The organism is Achromobacter sp. GbtcB20 (genome assembly GCF_019091095.1).
GTDB classification, from domain to species: domain Bacteria; phylum Pseudomonadota; class Gammaproteobacteria; order Burkholderiales; family Burkholderiaceae_B; genus Achromobacter; species Achromobacter mucicolens.
In genome coordinates this window covers 76943-89978 of record NZ_JAGXJZ010000007.1, presented here as the reverse complement: position 1 = coordinate 89978, position 13036 = coordinate 76943, and the positions used below count along the sequence as shown (strand labels likewise).

General features: G+C 64.4%; 13 protein-coding genes. 7 read left to right on the top strand and 6 right to left on the bottom strand.

The annotated features are described in order from the left end of the window. The first annotated feature begins 15 nt into the window (after positions 1-15). From KVT32_RS11895 to KVT32_RS11870, 6 genes are all read left to right on the top strand, one after another. A complete protein-coding gene (locus KVT32_RS11895) occupies positions 16-1239 on the top strand; it encodes a 3-hydroxybenzoate 6-monooxygenase (protein WP_175156214.1) in 1224 nt (407 codons plus the stop codon). Between the two features lie 104 nt (positions 1240-1343). After that, positions 1344-2522, top strand: coding sequence for an ABC transporter substrate-binding protein (locus tag KVT32_RS11890; protein WP_217618246.1), 1179 nt, complete (start codon positions 1344-1346; stop codon positions 2520-2522). A gap of 79 nt (positions 2523-2601) precedes the next feature. After that, the gene (locus tag KVT32_RS11885; RefSeq protein ID WP_152382787.1) at positions 2602-3516 is read left to right on the top strand and encodes a branched-chain amino acid ABC transporter permease; all 915 of its coding nucleotides are present in this window, start codon (positions 2602-2604) and stop codon (positions 3514-3516) included. A 134-nt stretch (positions 3517-3650) separates the two neighbouring features. Further along, on the top strand, positions 3651-4613 hold the full coding sequence (locus KVT32_RS11880) for a branched-chain amino acid ABC transporter permease (protein WP_152385372.1): 963 nt from the start codon (positions 3651-3653) through the stop codon (positions 4611-4613). Beyond that, on the top strand, positions 4610-5362 hold the full coding sequence (locus KVT32_RS11875; protein WP_152382788.1) for an ABC transporter ATP-binding protein: 753 nt from the start codon (positions 4610-4612) through the stop codon (positions 5360-5362). Before KVT32_RS11880 ends, KVT32_RS11875 begins: the two co-directional genes overlap by 4 nt. Further along, the gene (locus tag KVT32_RS11870; RefSeq protein ID WP_056320504.1) at positions 5362-6054 is read left to right on the top strand and encodes an ABC transporter ATP-binding protein; all 693 of its coding nucleotides are present in this window, start codon (positions 5362-5364) and stop codon (positions 6052-6054) included. The genes KVT32_RS11875 and KVT32_RS11870 overlap by 1 nt, the downstream gene beginning before the upstream one ends. A gap of 9 nt (positions 6055-6063) precedes the next feature. Here KVT32_RS11870 and KVT32_RS11865 read toward each other — a convergent pair whose 3' ends face one another. Further along, positions 6064-6426: a glyoxalase superfamily protein gene (locus KVT32_RS11865; RefSeq protein WP_217618293.1), complete on the bottom strand. Its 363-nt coding sequence runs from the start codon at positions 6424-6426 to the stop codon at positions 6064-6066. Between the two features lie 52 nt (positions 6427-6478). On the opposite strand from KVT32_RS11865, the gene KVT32_RS11860 reads away from it, so the two are divergent. Continuing rightward, positions 6479-6838 carry a hypothetical protein gene (locus tag KVT32_RS11860; protein WP_217618245.1) on the top strand — a complete coding sequence of 120 codons (360 nt, stop codon included), beginning with the start codon at positions 6479-6481 and terminating at the stop codon, positions 6836-6838. Between the two features lie 638 nt (positions 6839-7476). On the opposite strand, the gene KVT32_RS11855 is transcribed toward KVT32_RS11860, so the two are convergent. The 5 genes from KVT32_RS11855 to KVT32_RS11835 form a co-directional block, all read right to left on the bottom strand. Continuing rightward, a complete protein-coding gene (locus KVT32_RS11855) occupies positions 7477-8493 on the bottom strand; it encodes a tripartite tricarboxylate transporter substrate binding protein (RefSeq protein WP_056320497.1) in 1017 nt (338 codons plus the stop codon). 164 nt (positions 8494-8657) lie between these two features. Continuing rightward, positions 8658-9398 (bottom strand): amino acid ABC transporter ATP-binding protein, encoded by a 741-nt coding sequence (locus KVT32_RS11850; protein WP_056320495.1) that lies wholly within the window; start codon positions 9396-9398, stop codon positions 8658-8660. 61 nt (positions 9399-9459) lie between these two features. After that, positions 9460-10560 (bottom strand): amino acid ABC transporter permease, encoded by a 1101-nt coding sequence (locus KVT32_RS11845; RefSeq protein WP_063954610.1) that lies wholly within the window; start codon positions 10558-10560, stop codon positions 9460-9462. A gap of 1 nt (position 10561) precedes the next feature. Next, positions 10562-11752, bottom strand: coding sequence for an amino acid ABC transporter permease (locus KVT32_RS11840; RefSeq protein WP_142052683.1), 1191 nt, complete (start codon positions 11750-11752; stop codon positions 10562-10564). A 168-nt stretch (positions 11753-11920) separates the two neighbouring features. Further along, positions 11921-12937 (bottom strand): amino acid ABC transporter substrate-binding protein, encoded by a 1017-nt coding sequence (locus tag KVT32_RS11835; RefSeq protein ID WP_062841275.1) that lies wholly within the window; start codon positions 12935-12937, stop codon positions 11921-11923. Positions 12938-13036 lie beyond the last annotated feature (99 nt).

Genomic DNA, 13036 nt, shown 5'->3' with positions numbered 1-13036 from the left:
CCGGGGGATTCCGACATGACGCAAAACCAGGCTGCAAAGGCCAAAACGCAAACCGTGATCGTCGTGGGCGGCGGCATCGGCGGCCTGGCCGCCGCGCTGGCGCTGACGCGGCAAGGCATCGCGGTTCAACTGCTGGAGCAGGCAGCGCATATCGGCGAGATCGGCGCCGGCATCCAGCTCGGGCCCAACGCGTTCGCGGCGCTCGACGCCCTGGGCGTGGGCCGCAAGGCGCGCGAGCGAGCCGTCTTCACCGATCACATCATCATGATGGATGCCGTGGACGCCAAGGAGGTCGTGCGCATCGACACCGGCGAGGCGTTCCGCGCGCGGTTTGGCGGCCCTTACGCGGTCATCCATCGTGCCGACATTCATCTGTCGATCCTGGAGGCCGTGCAGCAGGACCCGCTGATCCAGTTCCGCACGTCCACGCAGATCGCCAGCATGTCGCAGGACGAACACGGCGTGGAGGTGGTGGACACGCAGGGCAACCGCTACCGCGCCGACGCCGTGGTGGGCGCGGACGGCGTGAAGTCCGTGATCCGCGAGCGCATGGTGGGTGACCCGGCGCGCGTAACGGGCCACGTCGTCTATCGCGCCGTGGTCGAACAGGACAACATGCCGCGAGAGCTGCGCATCAACGCGCCCGTGCTGTGGGCCGGTCCACACTGCCATCTGGTGCACTACCCCTTGCGCGGCGGCCAGCAATACAACCTGGTCGTCACCTTCCATAGCCGCGAGAAAGAGGAATGGGGCGTGCGCGAAGGCAGCAAGGACGAGGTGCTGTCCTACTTCCAGGGCATCCATCCGACACCGCACCAGATGCTGGACCGGCCGACCTCGTGGAAACGCTGGGCCACCGCCGATCGCGAACCCGTGGAGCAGTGGGGCCAGGGACGCGTCACGATCCTGGGCGACGCCGCCCACCCCATGACGCAATACATGGCCCAGGGCGCCTGCATGGCGCTGGAAGACGCCGTGACGCTGGGCGAGGCGATCCGGCAGTGCGATCACGACCTGCCGGCCGCCTTCCGGCTGTACGAATCGGTGCGCATTCCGCGCAGCGCGCGCGTGGTGTGGTCAACGCGAGAGATGGGCAGGCTCTACCACGCGCGCGGCGTGGAGCGCACCGTGCGCAACATGCTGTGGACGGGGCGCAGCCAGTCCCAGTTCTACGACGCGTTGCAGTGGCTGTACGGGTGGAAAGTGGAGAACTGCCTGGCGGCCAAGCCGCCGCAATAACAACCGATAGCCAAACAGCAGGACAGGAAACAGCAGGGCAAGCGGTATCAACACAGCGCAGCACAACAAGCACGAGTGCAAGAAAAGCACCAGAGGAGACAACGATGCACAAAAGCACCATCCGCGGCGCCGCCGCCGTCATGCTGTCATTGGCCTCGTACGCGGCCAGCGCGCAGCCCAAACCGGTGGACATCGGTTTCATCGGCACCCTGTCCACGCCTGCCGGCTACATCGGCGAGGACGAGCGCGACGCCTTCATGCTGGCCGTCAAGGAAGGCGGCGGCAAGCTGGGCGGCGTGCCGGTCAACGTGCGCGTGGAAGATGACGCGCTCAAGCCCGCCAACGCCAAGCAGATCGCCGACAAGATGGTGCAGGGCGGCGTGCGCCTTTTCACCGGCATCAACTTCTCGAACGTGATGGCCGCCGTTGGCCCCACCGTGCTGAACGCGGGCGCCTTCTACGTCAGCCTGAACGCCGGCCCCTCCAACTACGCCGGCAAGGCCTGCAATCCCAACTACTTCGCCGTGGCGTTCCAGAACGACTCGTACGCCGACACCGCCGGCATGGCCGCCAACGAACTGGGCGCCAAGCGCGTCGTCATCATGGCCCCGAACTACCAGGCCGGGCGCGACGCCATTGCCGGATTCAAGCGCACCCACAAAGGCGAGATCGCCGACGAGATCTACACCAAGCTCGAACAGGCCGACTTCTCGGTGGAACTGGCGCGCATCCGCTCGCTCAACCCCGATGCCATCTTTCAGTTTCATCCGGGCGGCGCGGGCATCAACCTGACCAAGCAATTCGCCAATTCCGGGTTGGCCGACAAGATCAAGATGATCACGCCCATCTACTCGATGGATGACCGCATGCTGGCAGCCACCGGCACCGCCGGCAAGGGCTTTTACCTGAGCTCGCTGTGGAGCGCCGACCTGGACAATCCGCAGAGCAAGCACTTCGTCGACGCTTTCACCAAGGCCTACAACCGCCCGCCCACCGCGTACGCGGCCCAGGCCTACGACACCGCCAACCTGATCGGCTCCGCATTGAAAGCCGTGAATGGCGACATCACCGGCAAGCCCGACGACTTTCGCAACGCCCTGCGTCGCGCCGACTTTCCCAGCGTGCGGGGCAAGTTCAAGTTCGGCTCGAACCAGCACCCCATCCAGGACTGGTATCTGCTGCACATCGAAGCGGGTCCCGACGGCAAGCTCGTCTATAAAAACCTGAAGGTGCTGGCGCGCGACCACACCGACGTGCACGCGGCCGACTGCAAGATGCAATGACGCGGCACAGGCTGCGCGGCGCCGGGCTCGCCGGCGCCGCGCAGCCTCACTACACAGACGCTCCCAAGAAGGAGTCGCAATGCTGATGTTCCTGGAGCAGGTCCTGAACGGCCTGCAATACAGCGCCTTGCTGTTTCTGTTGTCGGCGGGATTGACGCTGGTGTTCGGCATCATGAACGTCATCAACCTGACGCACGGCTCTTTCTACATGGTGGGCGCGTTCTGCGCCGCCAGCGCGGCGGCGTCCACCGGGTCGTTCGCAGCTTCCCTGCTGGCCGCGCTGGCGGGCGCGGCGCTGTACGGCCTGGTGATCGAGCTGCTGGTCATCCGTCATCTGTACCGGCGCGATCACCTGGATCAGGTGCTGGCCACGCTGGGGCTGACGCTCTTCACCAATGAACTGGTCACCGTGCTGTTTGGCCGCAGCCCGCCGTTCATGGACATCCCTCCCTTCTTGTCCGGGTCCATCGCGCTCCTGCCCGGCCTGAACTATCCCATCATGCGGCTGGCCTTCATTGGCGCCGGCGCGCTCGTCGCGCTGGGGTTGTGGCTGCTGATCTCGCGCACGCGGGTCGGCATGCTGGTGCGCGCGGGCGCCGACGACGGCGAAATGGTCGATGCGCTGGGCGTGAACATCCAGCGTCTGTTCACCCTGATCTTCACGCTGGGCGCGTTGCTCTGCGGCTTTGCCGGTGTCATGGCCGCGCCCCTGCTGGCCGTGGAGATCGGCATGGGCGAACGCATCCTCATCACCACCTTCGTCGTCATCGTGGTGGGCGGCGTGGGCTCCGTGCGCGGCGCGCTGGTGGGCTCGCTGATGATCGGCATGACCGACGCGCTGGGGCGCGCCTACATCCCCTTCTGGATGTCGCGCCTGCTGCCGCCTGAATTGTCGGACTCGGCCAGTTCCAGTCTCGTGTCCGCCAGCATCTACATCCTGATGGCCATCGTGCTGCTGTTCAAGCCGCGCGGACTGGTGCCGGCCCAGCGCTAGGAACGATATTCATGACCAGATCAATTCCACCGTCTGCCGCGATTGCCCCGGTGTCTGACACCCAGCACGCAAACGCCGCACGGCACGACCGTGCATCGGGGGTGTCAGACACCTGCTCCACAGGCAGGCCGCGCATCAACCGCAGCGTCATCGTCAACACCATCGGGCTGCTGCTCTTCGTGCTGGTGCCGGCCATCGCGTCGGCCACCGGCGAGAGCTTTCTCGTCAACCTCATGACGCGCTTTCTCATCTACGCCATCGCCGCCGTCAGCCTGGACCTCATCCTGGGCTACGGCGCCATGGTCAGCTTCGGCCATGCCGCGTTCTTTGGCCTGGGCGGCTACGTCATCGGCATCGCCGCCTTCCACGTGAACCAGGGCGAGACGCTGTTCGGCTGGAGCGGCAGTAACGCCGCGCTGGTCATGTGGCCCCTGGCCGTCGCCGTCGCAGGCCTTCTGGGCCTGGTGGTCGGCTTTCTGTCGCTGCGCACCTCGGGGGTGCAGTTCATCATGATCACGCTGGCGTTCGGACAGATGCTGTACTTCATCCTCGTCGGGCTCATGATCTACGGCGGTGACGACGGCCTGTCGATCGACGCGCGCAACACGCTGCCCGGCCTGAACCTGAACGATCCGTCCACCTTCTACTACGTCTGCCTGGCGCTCATGACCGCGTGGATCATCGTGTGCCGGCGCATCGTCAACTCGCCCTTCGGCATGGCCCTGCAGAGCATCAAGCAGAACCCGCGCCGCAGCATCGGGCTGGGTCTCGCCCCGCTGCGCTACCGCCTCACTGCATTCGTGCTGTCGGCAGCCGGCACCGGACTGGCGGGCGCGCTGTGGGCCAACTACGCGCTTTTCGTCAGCCCCGACATGTCGGCCTGGCAGAAGTCGGGCGAACTCATGGCCATGGTCATCCTGGGCGGCATGGGCTCCATCTTCGGTCCCGTGCTCGGCGTGGCCGTTTACCTGGGCCTGGAACAGGTCGCCACCGGTTGGACCGAGCACTGGATGCTGATCCTGGGGCCCGTGCTGGTCCTGGTCGTGCTCTTTGGCAAGCGTGGCGTATACGGCTGGCTGGCGGGAGGCAAGCAATGACGTCGCAACCCAAACTGGAAATCCGCGGCCTGCAGAAATCCTTTGGCGCCGTGCACGCCACGCAGGACGTCAACCTGGCCGTGCGGCCCGGTGAACTGCACGCCCTCATCGGTCCCAACGGCGCGGGCAAGACCACCCTGCTGTCACAGATCAGCGGCGAGATCCTGCCCGACGCCGGCAGTATCTGGCTCGACGGCGGCGACATCACGCGCATGCCCGCCCACAAGCGCCCAGCCGCCGGACTGGCCCGTTCCTTTCAGATCAGCCAGCTCTATCCCGACTTCACCGCCGAAGACAACGTCGCCATGGCCGTGCAGGCGCATAGCCCCGGCGGCTTCAACCTCTGGCGCAACGCCCGGCGCATGGCGCGGCTGCGCGAGCCCGCGCGCGACGCCCTCGAACGCGTTGGCCTGGGCGACCGCGCCGGCGTGCGCGTCTCGGCGCTGGCACACGGCGAAAAGCGCCAGCTTGAACTGGCCATGGCGCTGTCGCTTGACGCGTCCGTCCTGCTGCTGGACGAGCCCATGGCCGGCATGGGCGCCGAGGAATCGCAGCGCATGACCGCCCTGCTCCAGACCCTGAAGGGCCGCTACGCCATCTTGCTGGTCGAACACGACATGGACGCCGTCTTCGCGCTGGCAGATCGCGTCACCGTGCTGGTCTACGGCAAGACGATCTTCACCGGCACGCCCGACGAGGTGCGCCGCCATCCCGACGTGCGCGCCGCCTACCTGGGCGAGGAAAACTGATGCTGCAAGTCAAACAACTGCAAGGCGGCTACGGTGCCAGCAAAGTGCTTTTCGGCGTCGACCTGGACATCGCGCCGCGCCAGGTCGTCTCCCTGATCGGCCGCAACGGCATGGGCAAGAGCACCACCGTCAAAACCCTCATGGGCATGCTGCCCGCACAGGGCGGCAGCATCCTGCTCGACGGCAAACCCATCAACGGCATGGCCCCGCACCGCATCGCCCAATTGGGCATCGGCCTTGTCCCCGAAGGCCGCCGCGTCTTCGGATCACTATCGGTCGAAGAAAACCTCATCGCCACCGCCCGCAACACCCGCGCCGGTTGGCACGTCGGCCGCGTCTTCGACCTCTTTCCGCGCCTGAAAGAGCGCCGCACCCAATCGGCCCGCACGCTCTCGGGCGGCGAACAACAGATGCTCGCCGTCGGCCGCGCCCTCCTCATCAACCCGCGCCTGCTCATCCTGGACGAAGCCACCGAAGGCCTCGCGCCGCTCATCCGCCAGGAAATCTGGAACTGCCTGCGCCGCTTGAAGGAAGAAGGCCAGACCATTCTGGTGATCGACAAGAACCTCAAGGAAATGGCCACCCTGGTCGACCGCCACCACGTCCTGGAAAAGGGCCGCGTCGTCTGGCAAGGCAGCCCCGCCGAACTGGCCGCGCAACCCGAACTGGCGCACCGCTACCTCGGCGTGTAGCGCCCACCGCTAATCCTGCGACTCGCAAAAGCTCAACCGGTTGCTAAACGGATCGATCACCGCCAACACGCGCCCCCACGGCATTTCTTCCACGCAAGGCCGCATGTAGGCGTACTGCTTCGCGCTGACCTCAGCGTGAAACGCATCCACGCCCTGCATCCGCACAAACACCGCCGACCCCGGCGTCGCATCGCCATGATGCTCCGACAGGTGCAGCACCAGATCGTCCCGATGCACCTGCGCATACAGCGGAAAGCCCGCTTCGAAGCGATGCTCCCAATCCCAGGTGAACCCCAGAAAATCCAGATAGAAATCGCGCGCCTTTTCAACGGAGAAAATGCGCAGAATCGGAATCGCGGCTTGCAGGTGCAGGGCGGGTCCTTGGTAGGATGCGAAAAAACCAGCATAGAACAGAAGCCCATTCATGCCCATTGCCACCCAAGACTCCTGGAAACACCTGCCCGCGCCCGCTCAACGTGAACCGCTGCATTTTCAGGGGCGTTATACCGCCGACGAGTACGCCCGCTTGCAGCACGGCGTGATTCCGCAGAAGATGGAAGACAAATGGTTCATCTACCTGCATGACGGCTGGCTGCGTTTGCATCGCAGCTGGACCGGAAACTGGATCTACGCGCTGCGGCTGGAGCAGGACGGCGATGCGTGGACGGTGACTGATTCGTGGGCGAACCGTGATCCGGAGCAATACCGGTTGACCGATGCGGAATATGACCGGGCTTCGCTGCAAAGGATGTTGCAGTGGCTGATCAAGGGACCGGCGGTTTGAGGTAGGCGCATGGGCGTTTCGCGCCGTGCATGGGTTTGCGCTTCGATGGGTGTCAGACACGCGGGTCGCCTATGCCCTGGCTCGGAGCGGCGTCTCTGAGGGTGTCAGACACCTGGCGCAACAGCGCGCAGCGTCATCGCCCCGACGCAAGACACTGCGTATGCCCCGCCAGGCCGCCCGCGCGGCCGAGGCGGGGCGGGCACCGCAAGACGCTTCAAACCCAGTCGACGCCGGCAAGAACCTCAAGAACCCCACCCGCCCCAGCGCCCGCCAAGCTGAATTCACCCGAGCCCGGTGTGGCGGCGGCCTGTGGTGCGCGGGGCGTGTAGATGCGCCCGAGGGAATCTGAAGGGAAGGCCGAAGGCCTGGACGAAGATGACGAAGGGGCAGTCCGGAGCGAAGGCTCCGGACCGCAATCGTAGCCCCGCGCGCCACAGGCCGGCGACGCGCCGGGCGTCACTAGAAAGCAAAGCTCCCGACCGGAAAGCATCCAGGTGTCACCAGAAAGCAAAGCCCCCGACCGGAAAGCATCCACGCACCATCAGAAAACAAAACGCCCGCCAGGAAAGCATCCCGGCGGGCCGCAAAACTGCATCGCAACAGGCATCCCGTAAAAAAGATGCCCGTTGCCAGCGCCATCAATTCAAGCTAGCACCCGAGATCTTCACGATCTCCTGATACTTCGCCTTCTCGGCCTTCACAAAATCAGCAAACGCTTCAGGCGTCATCGGGCCCGCTTCGGAGCCCATCGTCAGCAGACGCTGCTTCACATCCGCCTGCCCCATCGCCTCGGCATAGGCCTTGTTCAGCTTCGCCACCACCGGCGCCGGCGTGCCGCCCGTCGTGAACACGCCGAACCACGTGCCCAGGTCAAAACCCTTCACGCCCGATTCCTCGACGGTCGGCACATCAGCCAGCAACGACGAGCGCTTGGCCGTCGTCACGGCCAGCGCCTTCACCTTGCCGTCCTTGATCAGCGGCGCCGACGCCGCCAGATTGTCGAACATGAAGTCCGACTGGCCCGACAGCAGCGCCAACTGCGCCGGCGCCGCGCCCTGGTAGGGGATGTGCTCCACATTGATGCCGGCCCGCGCTTTGAGCAGCTCGCCCGACAGGTGGCCCGCGCTGCCATTGCCGCCCGAACCGTAATTCAGCTTGCCCGGATTCTTCTTCGCATATTCGATCAAGTCCGCCAGCGTCTCGATCTTGTTCTTCTGCGCGAACTCCAGATTCATCACCAGCACGTTCGGCACCGCCGCCACGATCGTCACCGGCGCAAAATCCTTCACCGGGTCGTACGGCAGGTTGGCGAACAGCCACGGATTGATCGCGTGCGTCGCCACCGCGCCCATCACCAGCGTGTAGCCGTCAGGCTGCGCCTTGGCCACCAGGTCCGCGCCGATATTGCCGCCCGCACCCGAACGGTTTTCCACGATCACCGGCTGACCCAGCGAACCGCGCACCTTCTCGGCCAGCATGCGCGCCATCGTATCCAGCGGGCCGCCGGGCGGGTAAGGCACCACGAAGCGGATCGGCTTGGTCGGGAAGTCAGCGGCCTGCGCCAGCGCCGGGGCGCCGAAAGGCAGGGTGGCGGCCAGCGCCACGGCGCCTTGCAACAGGGCGCGGCGCACGGCGCTGCGGGGGGTATTCGTCATGGTGTGTTCTCCTCACTCCGTAATCAATGGCGGTCAGTAGCATACCCCACGCACGTGGCTGCCGTAACAAAGGGATACCTGGAATATCCCCCCGACTTCCCGGGTTTGCCGAACGCCACCCAAAGAAAAACCGCCCGAAGGCGGTTTGGCGGATCAGCGCGCGATCAGTGCAGGATCTGGCTCAGGAAGAGCTTGGTCCGTTCGTTCTGCGGGTTGTCGAAGAACTCGTCCGGGGTGTTCTGTTCGATGATCTCGCCGCGGTCCATGAAGATCACGCGGTTCGCGACCTTGCGCGCAAAACCCATTTCGTGCGTCACGCAGATCATCGTCATGCCGCTTTCCTGGGCCAGGCTCACCATCACGTCCAGCACTTCCTTCACCATTTCCGGATCCAGCGCCGACGTCGGCTCATCGAACAGCATGATCTTGGGGTTCATGCACAGCGACCGCGCGATCGCCACGCGCTGCTGCTGGCCGCCCGACAGCTGGCCCGGAAACTTCTTGGCCTGCTCCGGAATGCGCACGCGCTCCAGGTACTTCATTGCGGTGGCTTCCGCTTCCGCGCGCGGCTTCTTGAGCACCCACATGGGTCCCAGCGTCAGGTTTTCCAGCACCGTCAGATGCGGGAAAAGATTGAAATGCTGGAACACCATGCCCACGTCCTTGCGGATCGTCTCGATGTGCTTCAGGTCATTGGTGAGCTCCGTGCCGTCCACGATGATGTGGCCCTTCTGGTGCTCTTCAAGGCGGTTGATGCAGCGGATCATCGTGGACTTGCCCGAACCCGAAGGTCCGCACACCACGATGCGCTCGCCTGGCGCCACGTCCAGGTTGATGTTGCGCAACACGTGGAACTGGCCGTACCACTTGTTCACGTCCTGCAAACGAATAATGGCATCCGACATGCCTGTACTCCCGTAAGTATCGCGGTGCGCGCCCGCCTGGCGGCGGACGCGCGGCAAATTGCTAGCGTGCGTGACCCGTGGCCAGGCGTTTTTCCAGCGCCTGGCTGTATTTGGACATGGAGAAGCAGAAGACGAAGTAGATCAGCGAAATGAACAGGTACGCTTCCACCCCGAATCCGCGCCATGCCGCATCGGACAAGGCTGCCTTGGCCGCCAGCGTCAGGTCGAAAATGCCGATGATCACCACCAGCGACGTGTCCTTGAACAGCGCGATGAAGATGCTGACCAGCGGCGGAATCACGATCTTGAGCGCCTGCGGCAGGATGATCTTGCGCATCTGCTGCCAGTAGTTCAGGCCCAGCGAATCCGCGCCCTCGTACTGTCCCTTCGGAATCGCCTGCAAACCGCCCCGCACCGTTTCCGCGATGTAGGCCGCGGCGAACATGATGATGGCGATCTGCGCGCGCAGCAGCTTGTCGATCGAAAAGCCTTCCGGCAGGAACAGCGGCAGCATTACCGACGACATGAACAGCAGGCTGATGAGCGGCACGCCGCGGATCAGCTCGATGTACACGACGCACAGCGCCTTGATCGCCGGCATCTTCGAGCGCCGGCCCAAGGCCAGCAGCACGCCGATCGGAAACGCGAAGGCGATGCCGAACGTGGACAGGATGAGCGTCAGCGGCAGGCCGCCCCAGCGCGCGTTTTCCACGTAGGTCAGGCCGAACACGCCGCCCCACATCAGCAGCGCCACGGCGGTCAGGCCCACGGTCCAGATGACGGCAAGCTTCCAGTTCCAGAAACGGCGGATGCCGCTGCAGACGATCACGCCCACCAGGATGACGGTGGCGATCAGCGGCCGCCATTGTTCATCGTAGGGATAGGTGCCGAACAGGATCAGCCGGTGCTTTTCAATGATGAACGCCCAGCAGGCGCCGCCCGAGGCACGGCACTCCTGTGCGTTGGACGCGGTGAAGTTGGCCTTGATGAAGGCCCATTCCACCAGCGCCGGAACCGCCATCAGCAGGAACCACGCGAGCAGCACCGTGATGAGGATGTTCAGCGGCGACGAGAACAGACGCGTCCTGAGCCACGCCCAGGCTCCGGTCTGGTTGCTGGGCGGCGGCAGGGCTTCGCTGGGGGTATGCGTAGTGCTGCTCATATCAACGCTCCACCAGCGCGATGCGCTTGTTGTACCAGTTCATGAAGATCGAGATCGACAGGCTGACCGTGAGGTACGCGCCCATGATGATGAGAATGCCCTCGATGGCCTGGCCTGTCTGGTTCAGTGTCGTGTTCACGACCGACACGATGTCGGGGTACCCGATGGCCACGGCCAGCGAGCTGTTCTTCGTCAGGTTCAGGTACTGGCTGGTCATCGGGGGGATGATGACGCGCAGCGCCTGCGGCAGGATCACCAGGCGCAGCACCTTCGAGCGCGGCAGGCCCAGCGAGCCCGCGGCTTCCCATTGGCCGTTGCTGACCGCCTGGATGCCCGAGCGCACCACTTCGGCAATGAACGCCGACGTGTAGATCACCAGACCTGCCAGCAGCGCGGCGAATTCCGGCGACAGCGTCAGGCCACCCGAGAAGTTAAAGCCCTTGAGCTCAGGCATGTCCAGCGTCAGCGACGCGCCGCTGACCAGCCAGCCGATGAACGGCAGCCCGATCAAGAGGCCAATGGCCCAGCGCCCGAGCGGGAACATGTGGCCGGTGGCCTCATGGCGCTTCTTGCCATAGTGGCCCAGGATGATGATCGCGACGATCGCCAGTCCCAGCCCGGCCAGCATCCAGTCGAGCGAGTTGCCTTCCAGCGCCGGCACTTTCAGGCCGCGGTTGGAAATGAACACGCCCGGCAGCGGATTGTGCGCCTGGCGCGGACCCGGCATGTTCTCGGTGATCAGCGCATACCAGAAGAAGAGCTGCAGCAGCAGCGGCACGTTGCGCATCACCTCGACATACACAGAGGTGATCTTGGCCACGAGCCAGTTCTTGGACAGGCGGCCGATGCCGATGAGCGTGCCCAGGATGGTCGCCAGCACGATGCCAAGGACGGCGACGCGCAGCGTGTTGAGCAGGCCGATCACGATGGCTCGGCCGTATGTGTCAGAGGGGGAATAGGCGATGGCGGTTTCGCCGATGGCAAAGCCCGCCTCGCGGTTCAGGAAGCCGAAGCCCGTGGCGATGTTGCGCACGGACAGGTTGTGGAGCGTGTTTGAAACCAGGAACCACACGGCCCAGGCTACCGCGGTCAGCGCAATTACCTGGTAGACCACGGAGCGTACGCCGGGATCGTTCCAGTTCAGACGCCGTGGGGGTGCCGAAATCGGGGCGTTTTTGTTGGGAGTCATCATGATGAATCTACAGAAGTCGGACACCGGGTGGCAGGCCCGGAAAGCCGCGCCACCCACTTCTGCCGCCCGCCCGAAGGCGGGTTAGGGCCTGTCCAGAATACACGTCCTGTGCAGACAGGCCCTAGGCATGACGGAGAGCCGTGCTCCGCCATGCCAGGCAGCCGCGCGTCAGCGCACCGGCCAGCCGTACATCAAGCCACCTTGCTTGTACGAAGCGTTCAAGCCGCGCTCCAGCTTCATCGCGCTGTTCTTGCCCAGCGTGGCTTCGAAGCTTTCGCCGTAGTTACCCACGTTCTTGATGATGTTGTAGGCCCACTTGTCGTCCACGCCCAGGTTCTTGCCCATGCCCGGGGTCACGCCCAGGATGCGCTGGATGTTGGGGTTGGGGCTCTTGAGCATTTCGTCGACGTTGGCCTTGGTGATGCCGTATTCCTCGGCTTCCAGCATGGCGTTCAGCGACCAGCGCACGATGTTGAACCACTGCTCGTCGCCCTGGCGCACCATGGGACCCAGCGGTTCCTTCGAGAAGTCTTCCGGCAGGATGACGAACTTGTCCGGATTCTCGAGCGTCGTGCGGGTCGAGGCGAGCTGCGACTTGTCGGTCGTGAACGCGTCGCAACGGCCGGCCGAGAAGGCGCGGATGATTTCGTCGTACTTGTCGATCACGACCGGCTTGAATTCGATCTTCTGGCTGCGGAACCAGTCGGCGAGGTTCAGTTCGGTGGTGGTGCCCGGCTGCACGCAGATGGTGGCGCCGTTCAGTTCCTTGGCGCTCTTGACGTTCAGGTCCTTGGAGACCATGACGCCCTGGCTGTCGTAGTAGTTCACGCCCACGCCGATCAGGCCCAGCGTCGTGTCACGGGTCAGCGTGACGGTGGTGTTGCGGGTCAGCACGTCGACTTCGCCGGACTGCAGCGCGGTGAAGCGTTGCTGGGTGTTCAAGGGCGTGAACTTGACCTTGGTCGCGTCGCCGAACATGGTCGAGGCGATGGCGCGGCACATGTCCACGTCGATACCCTTGTATTCGCCCTTGCTGTCGGCGATGGAGAACCCCGGAATGCCCGTCGAAACCCCACACTGGACAAACCCTTTCTTCTTGACGTTATCGAAGGTTGCGCCCGCATTGGCAGCCGAGGATGCAGCGAACAGGGCAGCGCCAATGGCAGCGAGTTTCAGTACTTTCATCGTGATCTCCGTGTGGGATGAAGCGAATCCAAAGCAAAGGCCGGGTTGGGCCCACGCATGGGGCGGATGGTAGCGTCCGAAAAGCACGCGGCGCATCCG